General features: G+C 74.8%; 26 protein-coding genes. 8 read left to right on the forward strand and 18 right to left on the reverse strand.

Features of this window, described 5'->3' with window-relative positions:
- Positions 1 to 17: 17 nt before the first annotated feature.
- From ACI8AF_RS19090 to ACI8AF_RS19115, 6 genes are read right to left on the reverse strand one after another with little or no spacing between them, the layout of a single operon-like run.
- The gene (locus ACI8AF_RS19090; protein ID WP_456541324.1) at positions 18 to 1,256 is read right to left on the reverse strand and encodes an acyl-CoA dehydrogenase family protein; all 1,239 of its coding nucleotides are present in this window, start codon (positions 1,254 to 1,256) and stop codon (positions 18 to 20) included.
- Positions 1,253 to 2,413, reverse strand: a complete 1,161-nt coding sequence (locus ACI8AF_RS19095; RefSeq protein WP_456541325.1) for a thiolase family protein — start codon at positions 2,411 to 2,413, stop codon at positions 1,253 to 1,255. Before ACI8AF_RS19095 ends, ACI8AF_RS19090 begins: the two co-directional genes overlap by 4 nt.
- Positions 2,410 to 2,823 (reverse strand): Zn-ribbon domain-containing OB-fold protein, encoded by a 414-nt coding sequence (locus tag ACI8AF_RS19100; protein ID WP_456541326.1) that lies wholly within the window; start codon positions 2,821 to 2,823, stop codon positions 2,410 to 2,412. Before ACI8AF_RS19100 ends, ACI8AF_RS19095 begins: the two co-directional genes overlap by 4 nt.
- A gap of 17 nt (positions 2,824 to 2,840) precedes the next feature.
- Positions 2,841 to 4,232 (reverse strand): dihydrolipoamide acetyltransferase family protein, encoded by a 1,392-nt coding sequence (locus tag ACI8AF_RS19105; RefSeq protein ID WP_456541327.1) that lies wholly within the window; start codon positions 4,230 to 4,232, stop codon positions 2,841 to 2,843.
- Positions 4,233 to 4,235: 3 nt separating this feature from the next.
- Positions 4,236 to 5,222: an alpha-ketoacid dehydrogenase subunit beta gene (locus ACI8AF_RS19110; protein WP_456541328.1), complete on the reverse strand. Its 987-nt coding sequence runs from the start codon at positions 5,220 to 5,222 to the stop codon at positions 4,236 to 4,238.
- Positions 5,223 to 5,238: 16 nt separating this feature from the next.
- The gene (locus ACI8AF_RS19115) at positions 5,239 to 6,258 is read right to left on the reverse strand and encodes a thiamine pyrophosphate-dependent dehydrogenase E1 component subunit alpha (protein ID WP_456541329.1); all 1,020 of its coding nucleotides are present in this window, start codon (positions 6,256 to 6,258) and stop codon (positions 5,239 to 5,241) included.
- A gap of 103 nt (positions 6,259 to 6,361) precedes the next feature.
- Between ACI8AF_RS19115 and ACI8AF_RS19120 the strand changes: the two genes are divergently transcribed.
- Positions 6,362 to 7,207: a ThuA domain-containing protein gene (locus ACI8AF_RS19120; protein ID WP_456541330.1), complete on the forward strand. Its 846-nt coding sequence runs from the start codon at positions 6,362 to 6,364 to the stop codon at positions 7,205 to 7,207.
- Positions 7,208 to 7,248: 41 nt separating this feature from the next.
- Positions 7,249 to 7,806, forward strand: coding sequence for a GNAT family N-acetyltransferase (locus ACI8AF_RS19125; RefSeq protein ID WP_456541331.1), 558 nt, complete (start codon positions 7,249 to 7,251; stop codon positions 7,804 to 7,806).
- A gap of 15 nt (positions 7,807 to 7,821) precedes the next feature.
- On the opposite strand, the gene ACI8AF_RS19130 is transcribed toward ACI8AF_RS19125, so the two are convergent.
- Entirely contained in the window at positions 7,822 to 8,793 is a 972-nt protein-coding gene (locus ACI8AF_RS19130) for a TIGR03621 family F420-dependent LLM class oxidoreductase (RefSeq protein WP_456541332.1), read from the reverse strand.
- A 75-nt stretch (positions 8,794 to 8,868) separates the two neighbouring features.
- Between ACI8AF_RS19130 and ACI8AF_RS19135 the strand changes: the two genes are divergently transcribed.
- The 3 genes from ACI8AF_RS19135 to ACI8AF_RS19145 all read left to right on the forward strand — a co-directional run bounded on the left by ACI8AF_RS19135 (position 8,869) and on the right by ACI8AF_RS19145 (position 12,325).
- On the forward strand, positions 8,869 to 10,413 hold the full coding sequence (locus ACI8AF_RS19135; protein WP_456541333.1) for an AMP-binding protein: 1,545 nt from the start codon (positions 8,869 to 8,871) through the stop codon (positions 10,411 to 10,413).
- Between the two features lie 27 nt (positions 10,414 to 10,440).
- A complete protein-coding gene (locus ACI8AF_RS19140; protein WP_456541334.1) occupies positions 10,441 to 11,037 on the forward strand; it encodes a histidine phosphatase family protein in 597 nt (198 codons plus the stop codon).
- A 61-nt stretch (positions 11,038 to 11,098) separates the two neighbouring features.
- The gene (locus ACI8AF_RS19145) at positions 11,099 to 12,325 is read left to right on the forward strand and encodes an aromatic ring-hydroxylating oxygenase subunit alpha (RefSeq protein ID WP_456541335.1); all 1,227 of its coding nucleotides are present in this window, start codon (positions 11,099 to 11,101) and stop codon (positions 12,323 to 12,325) included.
- Between the two features lie 42 nt (positions 12,326 to 12,367).
- Here ACI8AF_RS19145 and ACI8AF_RS19150 read toward each other — a convergent pair whose 3' ends face one another.
- The 3 genes from ACI8AF_RS19150 to ACI8AF_RS19160 all read right to left on the reverse strand — a co-directional run bounded on the left by ACI8AF_RS19150 (position 12,368) and on the right by ACI8AF_RS19160 (position 15,071).
- Positions 12,368 to 13,168 (reverse strand): ThuA domain-containing protein, encoded by an 801-nt coding sequence (locus tag ACI8AF_RS19150; protein WP_456541336.1) that lies wholly within the window; start codon positions 13,166 to 13,168, stop codon positions 12,368 to 12,370.
- An 82-nt stretch (positions 13,169 to 13,250) separates the two neighbouring features.
- A complete protein-coding gene (locus ACI8AF_RS19155; RefSeq protein ID WP_456541337.1) occupies positions 13,251 to 14,012 on the reverse strand; it encodes an SDR family NAD(P)-dependent oxidoreductase in 762 nt (253 codons plus the stop codon).
- Between the two features lie 21 nt (positions 14,013 to 14,033).
- The gene (locus ACI8AF_RS19160; RefSeq protein WP_456541338.1) at positions 14,034 to 15,071 is read right to left on the reverse strand and encodes an NADP-dependent oxidoreductase; all 1,038 of its coding nucleotides are present in this window, start codon (positions 15,069 to 15,071) and stop codon (positions 14,034 to 14,036) included.
- A gap of 234 nt (positions 15,072 to 15,305) precedes the next feature.
- On the opposite strand from ACI8AF_RS19160, the gene ACI8AF_RS19165 reads away from it, so the two are divergent.
- On the forward strand, positions 15,306 to 16,085 hold the full coding sequence (locus ACI8AF_RS19165) for an SDR family NAD(P)-dependent oxidoreductase (RefSeq protein WP_456541339.1): 780 nt from the start codon (positions 15,306 to 15,308) through the stop codon (positions 16,083 to 16,085).
- Here ACI8AF_RS19165 and ACI8AF_RS19170 read toward each other — a convergent pair whose 3' ends face one another.
- Entirely contained in the window at positions 16,086 to 16,742 is a 657-nt protein-coding gene (locus ACI8AF_RS19170; RefSeq protein WP_456541340.1) for a TetR/AcrR family transcriptional regulator, read from the reverse strand.
- Positions 16,743 to 16,806: 64 nt separating this feature from the next.
- On the opposite strand from ACI8AF_RS19170, the gene ACI8AF_RS19175 reads away from it, so the two are divergent.
- Positions 16,807 to 17,409: a TetR/AcrR family transcriptional regulator gene (locus ACI8AF_RS19175; RefSeq protein ID WP_456541341.1), complete on the forward strand. Its 603-nt coding sequence runs from the start codon at positions 16,807 to 16,809 to the stop codon at positions 17,407 to 17,409.
- Positions 17,410 to 17,442: 33 nt separating this feature from the next.
- Complete coding sequence (locus tag ACI8AF_RS19180) at positions 17,443 to 18,192, forward strand: SDR family NAD(P)-dependent oxidoreductase (protein ID WP_456541342.1); 750 nt, start codon at positions 17,443 to 17,445, stop codon at positions 18,190 to 18,192.
- 5 nt (positions 18,193 to 18,197) lie between these two features.
- Here the strand turns inward: ACI8AF_RS19180 and ACI8AF_RS19185 are convergent, their stop codons facing one another.
- The 7 genes from ACI8AF_RS19185 to ACI8AF_RS19215 are packed head-to-tail and all read right to left on the reverse strand — an operon-like array spanning position 18,198 to position 25,229.
- Positions 18,198 to 18,659 (reverse strand): nuclear transport factor 2 family protein, encoded by a 462-nt coding sequence (locus ACI8AF_RS19185; RefSeq protein WP_456541343.1) that lies wholly within the window; start codon positions 18,657 to 18,659, stop codon positions 18,198 to 18,200.
- Positions 18,656 to 19,567 carry a TIGR03619 family F420-dependent LLM class oxidoreductase gene (locus ACI8AF_RS19190; protein ID WP_456541344.1) on the reverse strand — a complete coding sequence of 304 codons (912 nt, stop codon included), beginning with the start codon at positions 19,565 to 19,567 and terminating at the stop codon, positions 18,656 to 18,658. Before ACI8AF_RS19190 ends, ACI8AF_RS19185 begins: the two co-directional genes overlap by 4 nt.
- Complete coding sequence (locus ACI8AF_RS19195; protein WP_456541345.1) at positions 19,564 to 21,048, reverse strand: aldehyde dehydrogenase family protein; 1,485 nt, start codon at positions 21,046 to 21,048, stop codon at positions 19,564 to 19,566. The genes ACI8AF_RS19190 and ACI8AF_RS19195 overlap by 4 nt, the downstream gene beginning before the upstream one ends.
- Entirely contained in the window at positions 21,045 to 22,802 is a 1,758-nt protein-coding gene (locus ACI8AF_RS19200; protein WP_456541346.1) for a PEP-utilizing enzyme, read from the reverse strand. The genes ACI8AF_RS19195 and ACI8AF_RS19200 overlap by 4 nt, the downstream gene beginning before the upstream one ends.
- Entirely contained in the window at positions 22,799 to 23,653 is an 855-nt protein-coding gene (locus tag ACI8AF_RS19205) for an SDR family NAD(P)-dependent oxidoreductase (RefSeq protein ID WP_456541347.1), read from the reverse strand. Before ACI8AF_RS19205 ends, ACI8AF_RS19200 begins: the two co-directional genes overlap by 4 nt.
- Positions 23,654 to 23,665: 12 nt before the next feature.
- Positions 23,666 to 24,865 (reverse strand): aromatic ring-hydroxylating oxygenase subunit alpha, encoded by a 1,200-nt coding sequence (locus tag ACI8AF_RS19210; RefSeq protein ID WP_456541348.1) that lies wholly within the window; start codon positions 24,863 to 24,865, stop codon positions 23,666 to 23,668.
- 13 nt (positions 24,866 to 24,878) lie between these two features.
- Positions 24,879 to 25,229, reverse strand: a complete 351-nt coding sequence (locus tag ACI8AF_RS19215; protein ID WP_456541349.1) for a putative quinol monooxygenase — start codon at positions 25,227 to 25,229, stop codon at positions 24,879 to 24,881.
- Positions 25,230 to 25,234 lie beyond the last annotated feature (5 nt).

Here is a 25,234-nt window from a genome sequence, read left to right on the forward strand (position 1 = left end):
GATGCCGGGCGAGCCCGTCAGCTGCGGCCGAGGCCGGACCAGGGGACGTCCTTGTCCACCCGCGGCTCGGGCGGCAGGCCGAGCACCCGCTCGGCGATGATGTTCCGCTGGATCTGGTCGGTGCCGCCGGCGAGCCGGTAGCCGGGCGCGCCCAGCACGTGCTCGGTCCAGGCGTAGGTCCCGGGGACGCCGGTGTCGGCGGTGATCCGCGGGCCGAGCAGGTCGGCGGCGGTCTCCCCGGTGCGCACCAGCAGGTCCGAGGCCAGCAGCTTGCCGATCGACGCGCCCGGCCCGGGCGAGACGCCGGCGGCCGCGGCGCGGGCCACCCGCTCGGCGGTCGCCGCCCGCAGCGCCGTCCGCACGTAGAGGTCGGCCAGCGCCTGCCGGACGACCGGGTCGCCCGTGCGGCCGCGCGAGCGGGCGACGGCCAGGACGTCGGCGAACGTGCCGCCCTTGCGCCGGGTGCCCGAGCCCGACGCCGTCCGCTCGAAGGACAGCGTCGCCGTGGCCACCCGCCAGCCCTCCCCCACCCCGCCGATGCGCAGGTCGTCGGGGACGCGGACGGCGGAGAGGAACACCTCGTTGAACGACGCGCCGCCGCTCATCTGCCGGATCGGCCGGATCTCCACGCCGGGGGTGTCCATCGGCAGCAGGAAGGCGGTGATCCCCTTGTGCTTGGGCACGTCGGGGTCGGTGCGGGCCAGCAGCAGCCCGTAGTCGGCGTGCCGGGCCCCCGACGTCCACACCTTCTGCCCGTCGACCACCCACTCCTCCCCGTCGAGGACGGCGCGGCAGCCGAGCGCGGCGAGGTCCGAGCCGGCGCCCGGCTCGCTGAACAGCTGGCAGGCCAGCAGGTCGGTGCGCAGGAACGGCTCGGCGTAGCTGCGCCGCTGCTCCGGGGTGCCGAACATCGCCACCGCCGGGCCCACCAGGCCGGTGGTGACGCTGATCAGCTCGGTGGACGGCGGCACGGCGAACGCCGCCTCCTCCTGCGCCATCACCATCGCGAACGACGCCGGCAGCCCCGCGCCGCCCTGCTCCTCCGGCAGGGTCAGCGCGCCGTAGCCGGCGTCGTAGCGGGCGCGGCGGTAGGCGCGGACCGCGTCGAGCAGCCGCCGTTCCTCCTCGTCGGGGATGTTGCGGAACACCGCGAGGTCGGGCGGGCCCTCGTCGGCGCCGGGGTCGCGCGGCGGCAGCGTCGACGACAGCCAGCTGCGCACGCCGGCCCGCCAGGTGTCGAGGTCGGGCGCGCTCATGCGGCGTCCACGGTGAGGACGGCGCAGGCCGACAGGCCGGGGGCCCCGTAGACGTGGGTGAAGCCGACCCGTGGACCGCCGGGCACCTGGGCGCCGGCGGCGCGGCCCTGCAGCTGCCGCACCACCTCGTGCACCTGGCGCAGCCCGGAGGCGCCGACCGGCTCGCCGTTGGCCAGGCAGCCCCCGTCGGTGTTGACCGGCAGCGAGCCGTCGACGTCGGTGGCGCCGTCGGCGAGCAGCTGCTCCTGCTCGCCGTGCTTGCACAGCCCGGTCTCGGCCAGGTGGATCAGCTCCGAGCCGCTGTCGGTGTCCTGCACCTGCGCCACCTGCACCTCCGCCGGGGAGATGCCGGCCTCGGCGAAGGCGGCCGCGGCGGCGTCGACGCTCGGGCTGTGCCACGGGTCGGGCGACAGCCACGGCGAGAACACCTCGAACGAGCCGAACCGGCGGGTGCGCTGGGTGACCGCGGCCAGCCGCACCGGGCGGTCGCTAAGGTCGCCGGCCCGGTCGCCGCGGGCCAGCACCAGCGCCACGGCGCCCTGGCTGGGCTGGCAGAACATGTACTGGGTCAGGGGGTCGTTGACCGGCGCCGCGGCCAGCACCTCCTCCTCGGTCCACGGGTGCCGCCGCCAGGCCAGCGGGTGCGCCGCGCCGTTGCGGAAGGCCCGCGCGGAGATCCGCGCGAGAGCGAGGTCGGAGAGCCCGTGCTCGTGCTGGTAGCGCCGGGTCTTCATCGCGAAGTACTGGGTCGTGACCATCATCCCGGTCTGCGCGTACCAGCTGCCGAGCCCGTAGGCCGCCGGGTCGGCGGCGAACGCGCCGCGCTCGTGCTTGTCGAAGCCGACCACGGCCACCAGGTCGGCCCGCCGCGACTGCAGCGCGCTCACCGCGGTGGCCAGCGCGACGCCGCCGGTGGCGCAGCCGTTCTTCACGGTGGTGAACGGCACCCCGGTCAGCCCGAGACGGGCGACCAGCGAGTCGGGTTTGCCCGAGACGTTGCTGCCGCCGACGGCGAGGTCGACGTCGGCCCAGCCCACGCCGGCGTCGTCCAGGGCGGCCCGCAGCGCGGTCTCGGCCATGTCCAGGCCGCTGACCCCGTCGTGCCGGCCGAAGGGGTGCAGGCCGCCGCCGACCACGAAGACGTCGTCGGACCTCATGCGTCCTCCTCCACGGGTGCGAAGGCGTAGGTGACGACGGGGCCGCCGTCGGCCTCGAACGCCGGCTGCAGCACCAGCCGCACGGGCGTGCCGATCGACAGCCGGGCGGGGTCGGCGGTCAGGTGGGCCTCCACCAGCACCTCGCCCAGGTCGACGTAGCCGACCGGGAACGGGCGGAAACCGCCGGCCGGCGGGACGTAGGGCGGCTTGGGCGCGAAGCCCTGCACCGTCCAGGTCCACACCGTGCCGCGGTCGGGCAGCGCGTGCGGCGCCATGGTCCGGCTCATGCAGCGCGGGCAGGACGTCGACGCCGGGAAGGTGACCGTGCCGCAGTCGGGGCACCGGCTGCCGGCCAGCCGCGGCGGGTCGAGGGAGGCGAACAGCGTCGCGTCGACCGGGGTGGGGGCCACGGGTCCTCCGGTGGGGGTCAGCCGGCGAGCAGCAGGTGGGGCCGGGCCAGCAGGCCGCTGACCGTGCGCAGGAACTCGGCGGCGGGCGCGCCGTCGACGGCCCGGTGGTCGAAGGAGAGGCTCAGCGTCAGCACCGACGTCCGGTGCGGGACCTCCCCCTCCCACCGGACGCCGTCGCGCACCCGGCCGACGCCGAGGATCCCGGTGTTGCCGGGGTTGACCACCGGCGTGAAGAAGTCGACGCCGTAGGACCCCAGCGAGGTGACCACGAAGGTCGCCCCCTCCAGCTGCGGCAGGGTGAGCCGGCCCTCGCGGGCGGCGGTGGCCAGCGCCTGGGTCTGCTCGGCGATGTCGACCAGCCCGCGCCTGTCGGCGTCGCGCACGACCGGGACGAGCAGCCCGTCGGGGACCGCGACGGCGACGCCGACGTGCACCTCCTCGAGCAGGTGGATCCCGTCGTCCCTGACCGTCGCGTTGAGCACCGGGTGCTCGAGCAGCGCGTGCGCGGCGGCCCGGACGACGAAGTCGTTGATCGTCGGCACCCGGAGGCCGGTGCCGGCCCACTCCCGCTTGAGGTGCTCGCGCAGCGTCAGCAGGTCGCCGACCTCGGCCTCGTAGCCGTGGGTCAGCTGGGCCATCTCCTGCAGGCTGGCGTGCATGTTGCGGGCGATCGCCCCGCGCATGCCGGTCAGCGGGACGACCGTGCCGGCCCGCGGGCCGGCGGCGGCCGCCGGTGTGGGCTGCGGCGGAGCGACGGCAGCCGCGGCGGTGACGTCGGCGCGGCGGATCCGGCCGCCCAGCCCGGAGCCGCGCACCTGGCTGAGGTCGACGCCCGAGGCCTGGGCGTGCCGCCGCACCAGCGGGGAGACGACCCCGCCGGCCGGGGCGGCCGGGGGTGGCACCGGCGGTGGCGCGGCGGCGCGGGCCGCGGCGAGCGCGTCCTCGACGTCCTCGGACACGATCCGGCCGCCCGGGCCGGTGCCGCGCAGCGTGGTCAGGTCGACGCCGTGCTCGGCGGCGACCCGCTTGGCGTTGGGCGAGGCCAGCAGCCGCCCGGCGGGGACGGCGGCGGCGGATGCGGGACCGGTGAGCTGGAGCTCGCCGACGTCACCCGCGGCCGGGGACTCCTGGGCGGCGACCTTGGCGGGCGACGGCGCGGCCGGGGGCTGCTCGTCGCCCTCCAGCAGCCAGGCGATCAGCGCGCCGGGCGGCAGCGTCGTCCCCTCGTCGACGACGGGCTGGAACCGGCCCTCGCCCTCGGCCTCCACCTCGGCGTCGACCTTGTCGGTGGCCAGCCGCAGCAGGACGTCGCCGTTCTTGACGACGTCGCCGGCCTTGGCCACCCACTCGACGATGGTGCCCTCCTCCATCGTCAGCCCGAGCTTGGGCAGCAGCACCTCCTGGGCCACGGCTCAGCTCCGCTTCAGGATGCGCCGGCAGGCGTCGGCGATGCTGCCGCGGTCGGGCACGTAGACGTTCTCGAGCACCGGGCTGAAGGGCACGGGGGCGAACGGGGCGCCGACCCGCATCACCGGGGCGTCGAGGTGGTCGAAGGCGACGTCCTGGACCTGCGCGGCGATCTCGGCGCCGAGCCCGCCGAAGGTGACCGCCTCGTGGACGACGACGACGCGGTTGGTGCGGCGCACCGAGTCGGTGATGGTTGCGGTGTCCAGCGGCTGCACCGTGCGCGGGTCGATCACCTCGGCGGAGATGCCCTCGGCGGCCAGCGCCTCGGCGGCGGCCGCTGCCTCGACCGCCATCCGGCCGAGGGCGACCACGGTGACGTCGGTGCCCTCGCGCAGCACGTGCGCCTGCCCGAACGGCAGCCCGTAGAGCTCCTCGGGCACGTCGCCCTTGGCGCCGAGCAGCTTCTTGTTGAGCATCATGATCACCGGGTTGTCGTCGCGGACCGCGGTGACCATCAGGCCCTTGGCGTCGTAGGCCGACGACGGCATCGCCACCTTCAGCCCCGGCGTGTGCGCCAGCCACGCCTCGAGGCTCTGGCTGTGCTGCGCACCGGCGGAGAGCCCGGCCCCGGCGGCGACGGTGAGCACCATCGGCACGCGGACCTCGCCGCCGAACATGAACTTCATCTTCGCCGCCTGGTTGACCACCTGGTCGAGGCAGACGGCGAGGAAGTCCATGAACATGATGTCGACGACCGGGCGCAGGCCGCGCGAGGCGGCGCCCACCCCCAGGCCGACGATCGCCATCTCCGAGATGGGGGTGTCGATCATGCGCCGCTCGCCGAACTCGGCGAGCAGGCCGTCGTACATGTGGAAGACCCCGCCGTAGCCGGCGACGTCCTCGCCGACGACGAAGACGTCGTCGTCCTCGCGCATGACCTGGTGCAGGGCCTCGTTGTAGGCCTTGACGTAGGTCAGCTCGCGCACGGCCATGCAGGGTCCTCTCGGGTCAGGCGGTGTAGACGTTCTTGGTGAGCGTCGCCGGATCGGGCTGCGGGCTGGCCTGGGCGAACTCGATGGCGTCGGCGGCGTCCGCGCGGGTCTCCTCCCACACGCGGGCGAACGACGCGGCGTCGACGACGCCGTCGGCGGCGGCGCGCGCCTCGAGCAGCTCGATGGCGTCGCGCTTCTTCCAGGCGTCGATCTCCTCCTGCGTGCGGTACGGCTTGCGCAGGCCCTTGACGCCCTGGTGGTCGTAGTAGCGGTAGGTCTTGGCCTCGACCAGCGACGGCCCCTCCCCGGCGCGGGCCCGGTCGACCGCGCGCTGGCAGGCCTGCCGGACGGCGACGGCGTCCATGCCGTCGCAGACCTCGCTGGGCATGCCGTAGGCGGCCGCGCGGTCGGCGACGTCGGTGAGCAGCATGTGCCGCGCCTGGGCGGTGAACTCGGCGTAGCCGTTGTTCTCGCAGACGAAGACCACCGGCAGCTTGAGGACGGCGGCCATGTTCGCCGCCTCGTGGAACGCCCCGATGTTGCTCGCGCCGTCGCCGAAGAACGTCATCGCGATCGTGCCGTCGTCGCGGTAGCGGCCGGCGAAGGCCGCGCCCACGGCGATCGGCAGGCCGGCGCCGACGATGCCGTTGGCGCCGAGCATGCCGATCGACAGGTCGTTGATGTGCATGCTGCCGCCGCGGCCGTGGCAGTAGCCGTCCACCCGCCCGAACAGCTCGGCGAACATGGGGCGGAACTGCGCACCCTTGGCCACGGCGTGCCCGTGACCGCGGTGGGTGGAGGTGATCTGGTCGGCGTCGGTGAGCGTGGCCATGGCGCCGGCGGCGACCGCCTCCTGGCCGACGTAGAGGTGCAGGAACCCGGGCAGCAGCCCGTTCTCCATCAGCCGCCCGGCCTCGGTCTCGAAGACGCGGATGCGCACCATCCGCCGGTGCAGGTCGAGCAGCTCCTCGGAGCCGTAACCCTCGACGGACGGCGCGTCGCCGGTCACGGTCGCCGTACCCCCGGCCTGGTCCATGTGCCCGCCTCCCGGTCGGCCCGTGTGGGCCAGATCACCCGTGTTACTGGTGAGAGGCTACAGTAACCATGCCGAAGTGGAAGCCCCCCGACGAGGAGCGCCGATGGCGGTGCGGGTGCTGGTGGTGACCGGTGGCCACCGGGTGGACCTCGACGCGCTGCTGGGCATGGTCGCCGCCCTCGCGGGCGAGCGAGGCTGGGTGTGGGCGCACGCCCTGCAGCCGTCGGCGCAGGACTGGCTGGCGCCCGAGCACGCCGGCGCGTGGGACGCCCTCCTGCTGCACGACCTGCCCGGCCTGCACCTGCGCCGCGGCGAACCCCCGGAGCCGCGCGGGCCGGCGCCCGAGGTCGCCCGCGCGGTCACCGGCCTGCTGGAGCGGGGCGTCGGCGTCGTCGCCACCCACCACGCGCTGGCCGGCTGGCCGGCGTGGGACGGGTGGGCGGACGCGCTGGGCGGGCGGTTCTTCTACGCGCCAGGGGTCCTGCACGGGGAGGAGTGGCCGTCGTCCGGGACCCGGATCACCGCGTACACCGCCCGGGTGGTCGCACCCGAGCACCCGGTCTGCGCCGGCCTCGCGGACTTCGCGCTGACCGACGAGCCGTACTGCTGCCCCGTGTTCACCGACCGCGTCGTCCCCCTCCTGCGGCACGACGCCGACGTCGACCCGGCCCGGTACGTCCGCACGTACGAGCACGTGCTGGTCGGCGAGGACGCCGCACCGGACTGCACCGGTCACCCGCCGGCCAGCGACCTGGTCGCCTGGGCGACGACGGCGGCGGTCAGCCCGGTGGTCTACGTCCAGCCCGGCGACGGCGCGGCGACGTTCGGCCTGCCCGGCTACCGCCGGCTGATCGGCAACGCGGTCGACTGGGTCGCCTCGCCGCCGGCGCACGAGTGGGCCCGCAGCCGTCCCACCCCGATCGACGCGCGGGTCCCCGCGGAGGCCTGAGCGCGCACGTCTCCGCGGCGGTCGTCCGCCAGGATGGCGCGATGGCGCACCTCACCGTCGCGCACACCGCGCAGCTCGAGCCCGCGGTGCTGGAGTCCGCCCGGCTGATGGTCCGGGCCGCCTTCGTGCAGGACCGCGCGGGCTCGGTGCAGGGGAGCTTCACCGACGAGGACTGGGACCACGCCCTGGGCGGCATGCACGCCCTGGTGCACGACCGGGGGGAGCTCGTCGGGCACGGCTCGGTGGTCCAGCGCAGGTTCCTGCACGCCGGCCGGTCGTGGCGGGTCGGCTACGTGGAGGCCGTCGGGGTGGCTGCCCACGCCCGGCGCCGCGGCCACGGCGCGGCGGTGATGGCCGCGTTGGAGCAGGTCATCCGCGGCGCCTACGACTTCGGCGCGCTCAGCGCCACCGACGACGGCGCGCCGCTCTACCGCTCACGCGGATGGAGGGTGTGGTCGGGTCCCGCCTCCGTGCTCGCGCCGTCGGGTCTCCGGCGGACGCCGGACGAGGACGGCGCGGTGCACGTGCTGCCGCTCCGGGCCCACCTCGACCTCGCCGCCGAGCTGACCTGCGACTGGCGCGACGGCGACCCCTGGTGAACGGCTCTCCCGAGCTCACTTCCCGGTGAGGCGCTCCACGACGGGCGCGAAGGCGTCGATCGAGCGGTCGCCGACGGTGACGTAGGAGAACCCGTAGACCTCGCGCCGTCGCTCGAGCTCCTCGCAGATCTCCTCGACCGAGCCGACCAGGGCGTGCGGGAACCGGCGCAGCTCCTCCCCCGAGAGGCCGGTCTGGGCGGCCAGCTGCTCCTCGGTGGTGGCGCCGCCCTCGACGGCCAGGAAGTACGCGGCGGTCTCCAGCTCCAGCCGCGCGAAGCGCTCACCGGCGCCCTCGCGGACCCAGCCGAGCTTCTGCACGGTCTCCTCGTGCCCGGAGGTGGCCACGCTGTCGGCGCCGATGACGCCGGAGCGGTTGTTGAAGTTGATGCTGACCACGTCGGCCTGCGCCCCGGCCAGCCGCAGCACCCGCGGCGCCCCGCCGCCGATGGTGATCGGCGGCGGCGTGGGCAGCAGGGGCAGCGGCCCCATGCCGGTCACGTGCACGTGCTCGCCGCGGGTGTCGGCGGGCCGGCCGGCGGTGAAGTCCTTGAGCAGCGCCACGAACTCGGCCAGGTGGCGGATGCGCTCACCGGCCGGCGGGAAGGGGATGCCCATCGCCTCGTACTCGGCCTCCAGCCACCCGGCACCGAGCCCGACCTCGGTGCGGCCCTCGGACAGCTCGGCGAGCGTGGCGATCTCCTTGGCCAGCACGTACGCGTGGTGGTACCCGACGCAGAACATCCGGCAGCCGATCCGCAGCGTGCTGGTCACCTCGGCGGCGACGGCCATCGCGGGGATCGGCGCCAGGGTCACCGGCCGGTGCCCGGTCTCGTCGGAGACGCGGCCCGGCCCGAGGTAGTGGTCGGAGGTGTGCAGCGCCGAGTAGCCCAGCCCCTCCACCCGGCGGGCCAGCTCGCGCCACGCGGCGCCGGACTCGGGGCGGTAGGCCTGGACGGCGAAGCGGAAGGAGTGCTGCGTCGAGACCACGGCGACCGCCCAGGTTTCTTGACGTTGACTACAGTTGCGGCGAACCTTAACGCACTCGCGGAAGGGGGTGGCCCGTTGCAGCGGCTCGCAGGCATCGGGGAGCGCGCCGGGGACGACCCCGGCGGCCTCGCCCTCGCCGACGACGCGGTCGAGCTGACCTGGGCGGAGGTCGCCCGGCAGGTCGACGCGGTCGGCGGGGAGCTGCTCGCCGTCGCGCCCGGGCCCGACGACCGGGTGGCCGTGATCGGCGAGAACGCCGCCCCGACCCTCGTCGCCCACGCGGCCGGCATCCTGGCCGGCGTCGGCACCGTCGCGGTCTCCCGGCAGCTCACCGCGGCCGAGATGGCCGCCCAGTTCCGCGACGCCGGCGTGGTCGCCGCCGTCACCGGCCCGGCCGCCCTGGCCGCCACCCTCGGGGCCGCCCGGGAGGCCGGGGTGCGCGCCGTCGTCGCCCACGGCACCGACGCGGCGCCGGCGGGCACGACCCCGTGGACGGCGTGGGCGACCGGCCCGCGCACCCTGCCGGACTCGACCGACCGCCCGGCGCGGCCGCCGCTGGTCTACACCTCGGGCACCACCGGCAAGGCCCGCGGCACACCGGTGCGCTGGGCACCGTCGACGGTCACCGCCGCGGCCGAGTACGCCGCACTGCTCGCCGGCCGGTCCGGCTTCCCGGCCGGCCCGCACCTCGTCGTCGGCCCGCTGCAGCACAACGGCCCGCTGACGTCGGTGCGCCACCTGCTCTCGGGGCAGCCGGTCGTGGTGCTCGGGAGGTTCGACGCCGAGCGGGTGCTGCAGCTGGTCGAGCGGTACCGCGTGACGTCGTCGGTGATGGTGCCGACCCACTTCTCCCGGCTGCTGGCGCTGCCCGACGACGCGCGCCGCCGCTACGACGTCAGCAGCCTGCGCAACGTCGCGCACACCGGTTCCGCCTGCCCCGCCGACATCAAGCGGGCGATGATCGACTGGTTCGGCCCGGTGCTGGTGGAGAGCTACGGCGGCAGCGAGATCGGCACCGTCTGCCGGATCACCAGCGAGGAGTGGCTGACCCACCCCGGCTCGGTGGGCCGGGTCGTCGAGCCGTTCGAGGTGGTCGTGCTCGACGAGGAGGGCCGCGAGCTGCCGCCCGGCGAGACCGGCGTGCTCGGCTTCCGCACCCCGCCCGGCCGCGAGGTGAGCTACCACGCCGACGCGGAGAAGACCCGCTCGGCCTACCTCGCCCCCGGCGTGGCCACCCTCGGCGACGTCGGCCACGTGACCGACGACGGGTTCGTCTACATCACCGACCGGGTGGCCGACATGGTCGTCTCCGGCGGGGTGAACCTCTACCCGGCCGAGAGCGAGCAGGTGCTGCAGCAGCACCCGGCGGTGGCCGACGTCGCGGTGATCGGCGTCCCCGATCCCGACCTCGGCGAGGCGCTGCGCGCGCTCGTCGTCCCGGCCGGCACCGCCCCGGACCCGGCCGAGCTGGCCGGCTGGTGCCGCAAGCACCTGGCCGCCTACAAGTGCCCGAAGAGCTACGAGCTCGTCGACGCCCTGCCGCGCAACGTCATGGGCAAGCTCGACAAGCGCGCCCTGCGCCGCCCGTACTGGGACGGCGACCGCACCATCGCCGGCTGACGGCGACCCCGCGACCCGAGAGGGACCATGACCGAACTCCTGCTCGTCCGCCACGGCCTGCCCGCCTCCGGGGTGGTGCAGCCCCCGCTCGCGCCCGAGGGGGTCGAGCAGGCCCGCCGGCTCGGCAGCTGGCTCAAGGGCGAGGACGTCGACGTGCTGGTCACCAGCCCGATGCGGCGGGCGCGCGAGACCGCGGACGTCATGGCCGCGCAGATGGGCCGCGCGGTCGACGCCGTCGTCGACGACCTGCGCGAGTGGGACACCGACCTGCCGCCGCGCGCCTACACCGCCGTGGAGGAGATGGGCCCGACCGATCCGCGAGCGGTCGCCATCGCCGAGGGCCGGTACGACGAGTTCGTCCCGTCGCTGGACCGCGAGGCCTTCCGCCGCCGCGTCGCGGGCTGCCTGATCGAGCTGTTCGAGCGCTGGCCGGTCGGCCGCCTCGTCGCGGTCGGGCACGGCGGCGCGATCAACGCCATGGTCGGCGGGGTGCTCGGCATCCCGGCGCTGTTCTGGCACAACCCCGGCTACACGTCGGTCGCGCGGCTGCGGCGGATGCCCGGTGGCCGGGTCGTGGTCGTGTCGGTCAACGAGACCGCGCACCTCTGCGCTACCCGCGATTGACGCGGCCGGCCGCTCCCGACAGACTGCAAGTCATCTATATGACTTCGACCCGGGAGCTGCCGTGACCGCCGTCGTCCCCGAGTACGTCCCCGGCCTCGAGCTGGACCGGGCCGGCCGGGAGGAGGCGCTGCGGCTGGTCGAGCGGGTGCGCGCGCTCGTCGCCGGTCGGACCACCGACCAGGCCGGGGGCACGTGGGAGGAGCCGGTCGCCAACTACCTGGACCCGGCGCTGTTCGAGGCCGAGAAGGAGCTGCTCTTCCGCCGCGTGCCGCTGCCCCTGGCGCTCTCCTGCGAGCTGCCCGGGCCGAACACGTACAAGGCGGTCGACGCCGCCGGCACGCCGGTGGTCATCACCCGGGACGGCGACGGCGCGGTGCACGCGATGCTCAACGTGTGCCGGCACCGCGGCGCGGAGGTCTGCCCGGCGGGCACCGGCCGCGGGCGCACGCTGACCTGCCCGTACCACGCGTGGTCCTACCGCATGGACGGATCGCTGGCCGGCGTCTACGGGGCGAGCACCTTCGGCGACTTCGACAAGTCCGCGCGCGGGCTGGTGCCGCTGCCGGTGGAGGAGCGGCACGGGCTGGTGTTCGTCGTCCTCACCCCCGGCGCGCCGCTGGACCTCGACGCGTGGCTCGGCGACGTCGGGACGGTGCTCGCCTCGCTGCGGCTGGCCGAGACCCACCACTTCTCCACGCGGATGATGCCCGGGCCGAACTGGAAGGTCGCCGTCGAGGGCTACCTGGAGGGCTACCACTTCGCCTCGCTGCACACGAACACCGTGTTCAGGACGAACCTGGGCAACACCGCGGCGTGGGACTCCTTCGGCTGGCACCAGCGGCTGGCCTTCGCGCTGCGGCCGATCGCCGACCTCGGGGACACCCCGCAGGAGCGGTGGGACCCGGCCACGCTGGTCGGCCCGATCGTCTGGCTGTTCCCCGGCTTCGCCATCGCCGGCGGTTGGCGCGACCGCATCGCGGTCGCCTTCCCGCTGCCCGGCGCGACGCCGACCGAGTCGATGACCGAGCAGCGGATCCTCACCCGCACGCCGCCGTCGGACGACCGCGCGCGCGAGGAGGCCGAGCTCGCCCGCGACTGGTTCTACGACGTCACCTACGGCGAGGACTACCTGACCGGGTACGGCGTCCAGCGCGGCATCCCCGCGATGGCGGAGCGGACGATGCTCGTCGGCCGCAACGAGCCGGGCGTGCAGCACCTGCACCGGGCGATCAACGCGGTGATGGCCGAGCACCACCGCCCCCCGCACCCCCTCCCCCGCACCGCCTGAGGACGTGCTCGATCGCGATCGAGCACGCGTGCTCGATCGCGATCAAGCACCCTCGACGGCGGGGAACTCGCCGTAGAGGCCCCAGGAGAGGCAGCGGTCGAGGACGGCGGTGAACTCGGGGACCACCCAGCTGCCGCGGTCCTCCCGGCCGAGGTCCTCGACGCCGAGGTCCTGGACGTCGAAGCGGCCGCGGGCGTGGCCGAGGGTGAAGTAGCAGACGGTGCCGGCACCGGTCGGCTTGAGGTAGAGGACCGGCCGGGGTTCGTCGTCGGTGGTCTCCCCCTCCTCGAAACCGCGGCAGGGGCCCGAGTACCGGGTGTGCAGCAGCACCTCCAGCGGGGGGTGCAGCTCGCTGACGTACAGCTCGTCGGTGACCTCGAACGGCGCGATGCCCTGGACCAGCGGGTGGTCGGGCCGCGTCACCTCCACCCGGTACGGCTCGATCGGCGGGTGGCCGAGGAACTGGCTGCCCAGCACCTCGGCCACCGGCCCCAGCTCCCGCGGCGTGCGGAACAGCCGCGGCCCGTCGAGCGGCGGGGCGTCGATGGCCGCGTTGGTGCCGTGCAGGGCCACCCACCGGCCACCGGCCGCGACCCAGTCCGCCAGCCGGCGCTGCTGGTCGGGGTCGGGCCGGCGGTCGCAGGTGTAGGTGACCAGCAGGTCGGCGCGTGCCAGCGCGTCCCCGCCGGCCGCGCTGCCCATCGCGTAGTCCTCGAACACCCGCGTGCGGGCGCGCGGGTGCCGGGCCAGCGCCTCGAGCAGCCGCAGCCGGGCGTGGTCGAAGTCGTGCCAGCGCCCGCCGCAGACCAGGACGACGTCGAGCCGCCCCGCGGGCCCTGCCATCGGATCGCCTTCTTCCGTCTCGGCGGCCCCGCTGCAGGATCCCGCCGCGAGCTCGCGAGTGGTGGGGGGCAGCGGGGTCCTCCTAGAACTGGACGCGGGTGACGATGCCGCCGTCCACCACGAAGTTCACGCCGTTGGTGAAGCCCGACCGCGGGCTGGCGAGGAACGCGACGGCGGCCGCGACGTCCTCGGGGCGGCCGTAGCGGCCGACCGGGATCTTGCCCAGCACCTCGTCGTAGACCTCGCGGCGGCCCTCGCGGATCTTCTCCCAGTCGCCGCCGGGGAACTCGATCGGGCCGGGCGAGACGGTGTTCACCCGGATGCCCTTGGGCGCCAGCGCCCGCGCCTGCGCGGCGGCGTGGTGCAGCACGGCCGCCTTGATCGCCGAGTAGGCGTTGGGCGAGGCCGGGCGGACGGTGTCGAACGCGTTCGTCGTCCCGATCGACACGATCGCCCCGCCCTCCTTCTCCAGGTGCGGCACGGCGGCCTCGATGAGCCGCACCAGCGGCAGCAGATCGCCGTCGAGGCTCTTCTGCCACTGGTCGGGCGCCTTGGAGGCGCCGGCGGAGACGTTGGAGACGACGACGTCGAGCCCGCCGAGCTCCTGCGCCGAGCGGTCGACGAAGGCGGCCAGCGCCTCGCCGTCGGTGACGTCCACCGCCTCGGCGTGCACCGTCGCGCCCCGCTCGCGCAGCCCGGCGGCCACCTTGTCCAGCGTCTCCTGGCCGCGCGCGCACAGGGCGAGCGCGCAGCCCTCCTCGGCGAGGGTCTCGGCGATCGCCCGGCCGATGCCCCGGCTGCCGCCGGTCACCAGTGCGCGCTTGCCGGTCAGCTGCAGGTCCATGGGGTCCTCTCTTCGGTGGGGTCAGGCGTCCACGGACGGGTCGAGGCGGACGAGCATCTTGCCGACGTTCTCCCCGCGCAGCATGCCCAGGAACGCCTCCACCGCGTGCGCGAGGTCGTCGACGACGGTCTGCTTGGCGACCAGCTCACCCGAGCGCAGCCACCCGGCCACCCGGTGCTCGAACTCCGGCCGCAGGTCCTCGTGGTCGCGGACGATGAAGCCGCGCAGCGTGATGCGCTTGAGCACGGCCTGGATGAGGTGGTCGATGCTCGGGCGCGGGGCGTCGGCGTCGAACTGCGAGATCATCCCGCACAGCGCCACGCGGCCGGACAGCCGCAGCGCGTCGAGCGCGGCGACCAGGTGGTCGCCGCCGACGTTGTCGAAGTACAGGTCGATGCCCTCGGGGGCGACCCGGGCCAGACCGTCGCGCACCCGCTCGGCCCGGTAGTCGACGGCGCCGTCGAGACCGAGCTCCTCGACCAGCAGGGCCGCCTTGCGGGCGCCACCGGCACTGCCGACGACGGCCGACGCCCTGAGCAGCCGGGCGAGCTGCGCCGCCGCCGAGCCCACGGCGCCGGCCGCCGCGGAGACGAAGACGACATCGCCCTCCCGCAGCTCACCGGCCCGCACCAGCCCGGCGTAGGCGGTGAACCCCGTCTGGCCGAGCACCCCGAGCCAGTCGGCCGGGGCGGCCAGCGAGACGTCGACCACGGTGGCGGTGGCCGAGTCGACGACGGCCAGGTCGCGCCAGCCCAGGCGGTGCCGCACCCACGCCCCGACCGGGACGCCCTCGGCCCGGCTGTCCACCACCCGGCCGAGGGCCGACCCGTCGAGCGGCTCCCCGACCCGGAAGTTGGTCGTGTAGTGCTTCTCGGTCTCCTCGAGCCGGCCGCGCATCGAGGGATCGACGCTCATGTAGGCGTTGCGCACCAGCAGCTGCCCGGCCGCGAGCTCCGGGACGGGGCGCTCCTCGAGGGCGAAGTCCTCCGGCCGCGGCGACCCGGTCGGCCGCCGGGCCAGCGAGACGACCCGGGTGGTGGTCGTGTGCGCCGTCGTCACGCGCGTGCCTCCGCGTCCTCGACAGGGGCGTTGGAACGGCCTGCCGGAGCACCCGGGACGGCCGTGGGTTTGTTTACTCAGGGCAGAGTAACTGTTCCGACCGGCGACACAACCCCCGATTCCGGAACGACCCGGTTGCCTGCCCAGAGGGGCTGTTTCACCGCGATGTGGCGTGCTTCACTGTAGTCCGCCCCAAGAAACTAAACCGCGCCGCACGGCGCCGGAGGAGGACACATGGCTCTGCTGCAGGACAAGGTCGCCGTCATCACCGGCGGAACGGCCGGGCTGGGTCTCGGCATCGCCGAGGCGTTCCTGCGCGAGGGCGGCAAGGTGGTGCTCAACGGCCGCCGCGCGGACAAGGGCGAGAAGGTCGTCGCCGAACTCGGGGTCGGTGACCGCGCGGTCTTCCGGCAGGGCGACGTGATGAAGAAGGAGGACATCGAGTCGCTGGTCGACTTCGCCGCCGAGCACTTCGGCCGGGTCGACATCATGGTCAACAACGCCGGCGGCACCGCGGCCACGTTCCCCGTCGCGGAGATGCCCGACGACGAGTGGGACCTGAACATGAAGTGGAACCTGTACTCCACGTTCTACGGGACCCGCAGCGCGCTGAAGTACATGATCCCGCAGCAGTGGGGCCGGATCATCAACATGTCGTCGGTCGAGGGCAAGCACGGCAAGCCGATGCTCTGCGGCTACGTGACGGCCAAGCACGCCATCAACGGCCTCACCAAGGTGACCGCCAAGGAGGTCGGCACGCAGGGCATCACGGTGAACTCCCTCTGCCCCGGCCTGGTGATCACCGAGATCGTGCGCGAGAACGGGCCGCGAACGGCGGAGAGCATGGGCCTGACCTTCGAGGGCATGGTCGACCTGTTCGCCCAGGAGTCGGCGATCAAGCGGCCGAACACGGTCGAGGAGGTCGCCGCCATGGCCGTGCTGCTCGCCTCCGACGCGGGCGCCGGCATCACCGGCGCGATGCTGTCGGTCGACGGCGGCACGGCGGCCTACTGATCAGTCCAGGTCCATCATCCGCAGCGAGGCCTCCTCGAGGGCGGCCCGCAGGGCCCGCGGCGAACGCCGGCTCAGCGGGCCGCCGTCGAGGCGCATCGGGTGGATGGCGATCAACGTGTGGATCAGGGTGCGCACGGCCAGCCGGGTGGCGGCGTGCTGGGCGGCGGCCGAGCGGTGCCGCCGCTGGCCCACCGGCGCCTGCCGGGCGTAGACGTACGCCCGCTCGATGTGCTGCTCCTCGAACTGCACGCGCAGCACCTGGGCCTGCTTGGTCGCGCCGGGCAGGTGGCTGTAGAGGATCCGCGCGTGGTCGGGGCGCGTCTCGATCCAGTCCCACACCGCGTCGATGATCTGCGGCAGCGCTGCCTGCTGGTCACCCTCGGGACGGGCCTTCTCGACCACCTCGTCGAGCTCGGTGATCACCGACTGCAGCGCGACGTCGAACAGCTCGTCCTTGCCGGCGAAGTGGTAGTAGACGGCGGTCGGCACGACGCCCGCCTCGTCGGCGACGTCCTGCACGCTGGTCTCCGCGAAGCCGCTGCGGGCGAAGACCTTGATGGCGGCGTCGATGATCTCCTGCCGGCGCGACGGCCGGTGGGCCGGCAGCTTCGCGGGAAGCACGTCACCGCCGTCGACACCCTCGGAACTCTGCAGCACCGATCCCCTCCTACGGGGTAGCACGTTGCGGCCCCGTCGCTCCGAGACCCTCTACTCTCGTGCCGTGACCGCAGCGAACAAGCGCCCGGCGCACCGGCCGTCCCGCCGGACGACGGTCGTGCGCTCCGCCATGGAGCTGTTCGCGTCGCCGCGGTCGGACGCCATCACGGTAGCCGAGATCGCCGACGCGGCCGGGATGACGAGCGCTGCGGTGTACTACCACTTCGCCTCGAAGGACGACATCCTCCTCGAGGGGCTGCGCGCGTTCGGCGACGCGATGGTGACCGAGGCCCGGCGCGACCAGCAGGAGGTGGCGGCGGACGAGGCCTCGATCGGCGAGCTGCACGTCCGCCTGCTCGGCTGGATGGACGAGCGCCGCGACGAGGCCACCGTCTGGTTCGTCAAGTCCTCCGGCGTGAGCCTCGCGGTCGAGCAGCTGCGCCGGGAGCTGCGGCACGAGCTGATGACGGTGTTCAGCCGCGCGGCCAAGGCCGCCCGCCCGAAGACCGGCGCGGCCGAGGTCGCGGTCATCGCCACCGCGCTGCTCTCCCTGCTCGAGACCGCCGCCACCTCGTGGCTGACCGACGACGAGTCGGTGACCGGTCTGGGCCGGCAGAAGTTCCTCGACGAGACCTGCCGGCTGGCCGAGCGCATCACCGGCGTGTAGCTCGACTTTCTGGTCTTCCACTACGGTTTCGGCGTGCCTTCGGAGCGCCGGCTGGCCGTCGTGTCCGGCGGCGGCACCGGGATCGGCCGGGCCTGCGCCGCCGCCCTGGCCGCCGACGGGTGCGACGTCGTCCTGCTCGGCCGGCGCGCCGAGGTGCTCGAGGAGGCCGCCGCCGCGCTCGGCGAGCGGGTGACCGCGGCGCGGTGCGACGTCGCGGACCCCGCCGACGTGGAGCGGTGGGTCGGTGGGCTGCGGACCTCCGCCGACGTCGTCGACGTGGTGGTCGCCAACGCCGGCGCACCCGCCCGCCGGCTGCCCGCGGACGCGCCGCTGTCCGACGTCGCCGAGTCGTGGCTGGCCGCGTGGCGGGCCAACGTGCTCTCGGCCGCGCTGCTCACCACCGCCCTGACGCCCCTGCTCGCCCGGCCGGGCGGCCGGGTGGTGCTCGTCGGCTCGCGCGCCGCGCTGACCGGCGGCTCCACGCCGGCGTACGTCGCGGCCAAGGCCGCGCTGTCGGGCTGGGTGCTCAGCCTGGCGGCCACCCTCGGCCCCGACGGGGTCACGGCCAACGTCGTCGCTCCCGGCTACACCGAGGGCACGGAGCTGGTCGCCGGCCGGATCCCGCCCGAGCGGCACGCCGCGCTGCTGGCCGGCATCGCGGCCGGGCGGCCGGCGCGGCCGGAGGAGGTCGCCGAGGTCGTGCGGTTCCTCGCCGGGCCGGCGGCGGCCTACGTCAACGGGCAGGTCCTCGGGGTGGACGGCGGCGTCCTGCCCCGGGGCTGAGCCGCTCATCCCCCGGCCGCCCGCTCGGCGGCCCGGGCGAGCAGGCCGTCGTCCCCCTCCCGCCAGGTGACCACCAAGGTCACCGCGCGGATCCGCCAGCCGTCCTCGTCGGGCACCAGCCGGTGCACGTAGTGCCCGCCGAGGGTGTACCGGGCGCCGTCGAGGAGGTGGTCGGCGCGCATGGTGGTCTGCACCCGCACGCCGTCGACGTCCGGCCGGAACCACGGGTTGACCAGCACGTGCGAGGTCGCGTCCAGGCCGGGGAACAGCCGCCGGGCCCGCGCGACCCAGTCGTCGGCGGCCGTCCGGCCGGCCGAGCCGGGTCGGTAGGAGGTGTAGTCGACGTCGACCTCGTCGCAGAACACCGACCGGTACAGCGCCCAGTCGCGGCCGTCGATGCCGTGGGCGAACCGGGCGAGGACGTCGAGCACGGCGGCCCGCACCTCGGGCGACGGCGGGCGGCTCACCGGGCCGCCGAGACCAGGGGGGCCAGCCGCGCCGGGAGCTCGGCCCAGGCCTCCGGCGAGTCGAGCGTGGGATCGAAGTTGGCGTCCACGATCACCTGCGCGATCCCGTTCTCCCGGGCCCGGCCGACGTCGGCGGCCAGCTCGTCCACCGACAGCGGGCGCAGCCCGCGCACCGGAACGGGCGGCTCGGTGTAGACCCGCCAGTAGACCTCGAGCGGCGGGCGGTCGGCGGGCCGGCGCTCGCGCAGCCGTGCGGCGGTGGCCACGATGTCCTCCAGCGCGCCGGAGGCCGGGTTCCAGATGTCGAACCGCTCGGCGGTGCGCCGCAGCCCCGCCTCGGCGCGCATGCCCGAGAGCAGCCGCGGCCGCGGGGACTGCAGCGGCTTGGGGCGCACGTCGGCAGTCGGGATGTCGAAGAACTCGCCGGCGAAACGCACCGGGTCGGGGCCCCAGCACGCCTCCAGGGCGTCGAGCATCTCGTCGAGCCGCCGGCCGCGGGTGCGCGGGTCGACGTCGGCCTGCCGGTGCTCGTCGTCGGACCAGCCGACGCTGAACCCGACCACCAGCCGGCCGCCCGAGAGCAGGTCGAGGGTGGCCAGCCGCTGGGCGAGCTGCACCGGCCGGTGGTACCCGGCGACCAGGACGCTGGTGCCGATCTCGGCCCGCGTCGACCAGGCGGCCGCCATGGACAGCGTCTCCAGCGGCGAGAGCGTGGTCCGGTACGCCTCCGGGACGGCGAGGCCCGGCCGGGCGGCGTACCCGGACACCGGCTCGTGCGGGTAGAACATGTGCTCCTGCACCCACAGCCCGCCGAAGCCGATCTCCTCGGCGCTCTCGACGAACGCCCGCAGCGCGTCCCGCGTGACGTGCCCGCCGAGCTGCGGCAGGCACAGGCCGACCGCGGTCACGGTTTCCCGGGCACGGTCGTCGCGCCGGGCGCGTCGGCGGGCAGCTGCAGCGAGACCAGCTCCTGGTACTCGGCGAGGCCGTGCGGCCCGAGCTCGCGGCCGATCCCCGACCGCTTGAACCCCCCGAACGGCGCCAGCACGTTGAACCGCCCGCCGTTGACCGACACCTGCCCGGTGCGCAGCCGGCGGGCGACGGCGACCGCCCCGGCGACGTCGCCGGCCCAGACCGCGCCGGAGAGGCCGTAGTCGGAGTCGTTGGCCACCCGCACCGCGTCGTCGACGTCGTCGACGGGGATGACGGCGAGCACCGGGCCGAAGACCTCCTCGCGCGCGAGCGGGGCGGCGGGGTCGAGCCGGCTGACCACGGTGGGGCGCACGAACCAGCCGCGGTCGCGGCCCGGCACGGGCCCCGGGCCACCGGCGACGACGGTGCCCTGATCCGGCGCCGCGTCGACGTACCCCCGCACCGAGCGGTGCTGGGCGGCCGACGCCAGCGGGCCGACCTCGGTCGCCGGGTCCAGCGGGTCGCCGACGACCATCCCGCCGACGGCGGCGGCCAGCCGGTCCTCCACCTCGGCCAGCAGCTGCCGCGGCACCAGCAGCCGGGTGGTCGCGGCGCAGGTCTGGCCGTTGTTCACGAACGCGGTGCGCACCGCCGCGTCCAGCGCCGGGCCCAGGTCGGCGTCGGGGCAGAGCACGAACGCCGACTTGCCGCCCAGCTCCAGGGTCAGCCGCTTGATCTGCGGAGCGGCCAGCGCGGCGACGCGGGCGCCGGCGGCGGTGGAGCCGGTGAGGCTGACCAGGTCGACGTCCGGGTGCTGCACGAGCACCTCGCCCGCCTCGGCACCGCGGCCGGTGACCACGTTGAGCACCCCGGGCGGCAGGCCGACGGCGTCGGCGACGTCGGCCAGCGCGTAGGCGGCCAGCGGCGCCACGCTGCTCGGCTTCACCACGCAGGTGCAGCCGGCGGCCAGCGCCGGCGCCACCTTGGCGGCCAGCTGGTAGAGGGGGTAGTTCCACGGCGTGATGGCGCCGACCACCCCGGCGGCGACCCTCAGCACCAGCGAGCTGCCGAGCCGCTCCTCGGCGGGCTGCTGCTCGACCAGGTCGGCCATCGACCGGAACACCGCCACGCCCAGGCCCACCTGGACCCGGTGCGAGACGGCGATCGGCGTGCCTACCTCGCGCGCCATGACGGCGGCCAGCTCGTCGCCGCGGTCGTCGAGGCCGTCGGCCAGGCGGCGCAGCAGCGCGGCCCGCTCGGCGACCGGGGTGCCCGACCACCCGTCGAACGCCTGGCGCGCGGCGTCGACCGCCGCACCGACGTCCTCGGCGCCGGCGGCCGGCACGGTGGCGAGCACCTCCTCGGTGGCCGCCTCGTGCACCTCGATGGCGCCGGCACCCGACGCGGGGCGCCAGCGCCCGCCGACGTAGAGCGCGTCGCGGGAGAGCCCCGCCGTCGGCGCGGCCGCCGCGGTCACGGCACGGGCGCCGGGACGGCCGCGTCGACGGCGTCCACGGTGACCGTGCCCGCGGTGCCGTCGACGGTCAGCAGCATGCCGTCGGCGAGCACCGACGTGGCGTCGGGGACCGACAGCACGCAGGGCAGGCCGACCTCCCGCGAGACGACGACGGCGTGGCTGTTGAGCGCGCCCATGTCGACGACGACGGCGCCGGCGACGAGGAACAGCGGTGTCCACGCGGCGTCGGTGAGCGGCGCGACCATGACCTCCCCGGGCTCCAGCGCCGCGGCCTCGGCCAGGTCGCGCACCACCCGCGCCCGGCCGGTGTAGGTGCCCGCGCTGCCGCCGACGCCGGTGAACACCGTGCCCTGCTCCGCGGTGGCCCCGGCCGGCCGGGAGCGACGGCGCCACTGCGACAGCGGCGGGATCTCGTCGGCGATGATGAACGGCGGCTCGAGCTCGAACAGCGCGCGGTACCCGGTCAGCCGCTCGCGGATCACGTCGGTGAAGGCGTCGGGGTCGGCGACGTAGGCGTCGAGCTCGTCGGCGAGCAGCATCATCACGTCCTCCGGCTCGGCGAGCCGGCCCGCGGCCACGCCGCGGCGGCCGAGCTCCCGGACGGCCAGCCGGACCTCGTTGATGACGACGGCGGAGTTGGCCTTGGTCTGCTCGCGCAGCGGGATGGTGTCGCGGGCCGAGCGCAGCGCCACCTCCAGCGTGCCCAGCGCCTCGTCGTCGCCGGCGAGCAGCCCGCGCAGCTCGTCGGCGGCCGCCTCGCGCCGGGCGGCCAGCCGGGCCGCGCGCGCCTGCGGCGAGCCGTCGTCGGGCGAGTCCCGCAGCGCCTCGACGTGCGCCAGCGCCTGCACCGGGTCGGCGTCCCACGACCGGGCGCGGATGTCCCACTCGTTGGGGCCGCGCATGCCGTACTCGGCGAGGAAGGCGTCGAACGCGGCCGCGAACTCCGGTGCCTCGCCGGCGGCGAGCGCCTCGGCCACCGCGGCCGGTCCGCGGTCGAACAGCGCGGTCAGCTCCGCCGAGCCCCGGACCCGCCGGGACAGCTCCCACAGCCCGGTGCTCGGGGACGCCGACTCGACGTCGCCCAGCCCGGAGATGAGGTCGAGCAGCAGGTCCGGCCGGTCCGCCTTCGCGCACAGCTGGCCGAGCATCGCCTGCCCGACCGTGGAGGCCAGCGACGAGTAGTCGTGCCGGGCGAAGGCGTTGTCGAGCTCGCCGAGGAAGGAGCGGGCGTGCGCGACCAGCTCGGCGTCGGTCAGCGCGGCGAGGTCGGGCCGGTCGCGCCGCAGTGCCCGCACCCGCCGGCTGTCCTCGTCGATCTCCGGGAACTCGGTGCGCCCGAGGATCTCCCCGATGGTCTGCGCGGTCTTCGCGCTGCAGCCCTCGTCCACGTCGTCGGGGTGCGGCCGGTAGGGCGGCGCGTCGGGGTGCGCGCCGAGCAGCGCCCGGTCGAACTCCGCCACCGTCTGGCCCATGCGCAGGCCCATCAGCCGCATGTGCGAGAGGTTGAGGTAGAAGTAGCCGCCGAACAGGCCGGCCACCGGCGGCGGGTCCTCCGGCAGCTCGCCCTCGGCGTACACCCCGAAGTCGACGAACCCCTTCAGCCAACCCTTGAGCAGGCCCTGCTCGAACACCAGCGTCCAGCCCAGCGGGCTGCACGGGTCGGGCAGCACCTCGCCGGCGTTGGCCCGGGTGTAGTAGGGCAGCCGGTCCCAGCGCTCGGAGTCGGTGATCCAGCGCTCGGTCGTGGGCGTCACCACGGCGAGGTGCCGCCGTCGACGTTGATCGTCGTCCCGGTGACGCCGCCGCCGGCCTCGCTGCAGAGCCAGACGGCGCAGGCGGCGACCTCCTCCACGGTGTTGAGCCGCTTGATCATCGACTCCTCGGCGTAGCCCTGGAGGAACTGCTCGTAGGTGATCCCCGACTGCTCGGCCACCAGCGGGCCGACCTCCTTCATGAGGTCGGTCTCCACCGCGCCGGGGCAGATGGCGTTGCAGGTGATGCCCTGCGTGGCGTACTCGAACGCCGTCGCCTTGGTCAGCCCGTTGATCGCGTGCTTGTTGACGATGTAGTGGCTGACCATCGGCTTGTTGGCCATCTTGCTCTCGACCGAGCTCATGTTGATGATCCGGCCCCAGCCGCCCTCGACCATGTACCGCAGCGCCCGCCGGGTGCCCCAGAAGTGCGCGTTGAGGTTCCAGTCCAGCGCCTGGTTCCAGGCCTCGTCGGTGAGGTCGCCGACCAGCGCCCAGCCCTGCGTGCCCCCGGAGTTGTTCACGATGATGTCCAGCCGGCCGTAGCGCTCGGCGGTGAAGTCGACCAGCGCCTCGACCTGGTCCTGCAGGGTCGCGTCGCACGGGAAGAAGTCGGCGCGGTCGCCGGCGCCCATCTCGGCCAGGGCCTGCTTGCCCTTGTCCTCCGAGCGGCCGCTGACCACCACCGACGCGCCCTCGGCCAGGAACGCCTCGGCGATCCCCCGCCCGATGCTGCGCGTGCTCTGGGTGAGCACCGCGACCCGCCCCTCCAGCTTGCCCCTCGGACGCTCGCCGGCCGGAGCCGTCGCGACGTCCTCGATCTCCTCGATGTCGGTGGTGCCGCCAGCGCTCATGACACCCGCTCCTCAGATCGTTCCGTCGATGGCTTGGTTGATCGCGCGGTGGAAGTGCTGCACGCCGGGCTCGTTGCGCCCGAACACGAAGTCCTGGTCGGCCATGGCCGCCAATCCCCGCTGGACGCCGAACCCGGCGCCGTAGTCCTCGTCGAGGACGACGTCGTGGAACCAGTCGCGGGTGTGGTCGGCGTTCTTGCGCTCCTCGTCGTCGAGCGGCTCGCGCCGGAGCAGGATGTGCTGCTCGGTCTTCGAGGCGTCCCAGGTGCGCCCGGGGAAGACGAAGGAGACGGCGACCTGCTCGCGCCAGCCGCCGGCGATGGCCAGGCCGGGGAAGAGCCAGTAGATGGCGCCCACGCAGCGCCGCGGGTCCCAGCTCTCCGGCGGGGTGTCGACCGCCTCGGCGATCGGCCGCAGCGCGAAGGAGTTGCGCTGGTGCGGGCCCCACGAGTCGAAGGCCGCCATGTTCGAGAGGTTGGTGCGGAAGACCGTCGTCCGGTGCAGCGAGGCGAAGTGGTAGCCCTCGAGGTAGCCGTCGACGACGACCTTCCAGTTCGGCCCCTCGAGGACGCGGGTCGAGTGGTGGTAGCAGTCGGCCAGACCGAGGGCCTCGAGCAGCTCGAGCAGCTCCGGCTCGATCCAGGCGTCGAGGTCCAGCGCGCCGCCCGGGGTGAGGCAGACGAAGACGATCCCCGCCCGCTCCGCCACCGGCAGCTGGCGCAGGCCCATGTCGGCGCGCTCGACCGGGCCGAAGGTGTTCTCGCCGTAGACGCCGGTGAGGCAGCCGGCGAGGTCGTAGGACCAGGCGTGGTACGGGCAGGTGAACCGGCGGGTGTGGCCGGTGCCCTCCGGCACCAGCTCGCCCCCGCGGTGCCGGCAGGAGTTGACCAGGGCGCGCAGCTCGCCGCCGCGGTCGCGGGTCACGATCACCGGGGTGCCGACGACGTCGACCGCCTTGTACGAGCCGGGCGTGGGCAGCTCGCAGGAGAGCGCGACCGGCAGCGGCCGGGTGCGGTGGACGGCCTGCACCTCGCGCTCCCACAGCTCGGGGTCGGTGTAGTTGCGCACCGGCTCCCGCCACTGCGCCTCGACCATGTCCGTCGTGGTGTGGCGGTAGTGCTCGACCAGCCGGGCCATGACGTCGAAGGCGTCCTTGCGGACCGCCGGGCTGGTGAAGTCGACGCCGGAGGCGTAGTGGGGGACGGCGGTCATGCCGGGGCTCCGTTCAGGCTGTCGCGGCGGGGGCGGACGAGGACCCCATCGGGCGGGAGACCACGACCGTGTGGTGGGTCATCTGGCGGCCGGTGCGGGTGAGCCCGGCGATCGCGGACCGCAGCTGCTGCACGTGCGGCAGCGTCAGGTGCTCGGTGAGCGCCGCGTCGCTGGTCCAGTGCTCGAAGACGCGCACGCGGCCGGGCAGGCGCAGGTCGGGCGAGAACGCGTAGTCGATGCAGCCGGGCTCCCGGCGGCTCTCGGCCACCACGACGGCGAAGGCGCGCAGCGCGGCCTCCCGGTCGGCCGGGTCGAAGTCGATCCAGCCGGAGACGATGACGGCGGGCTCCTCCTCGGGGTTCACGGCAC

The organism is Blastococcus sp. SYSU D00669, assembly GCF_054050715.1.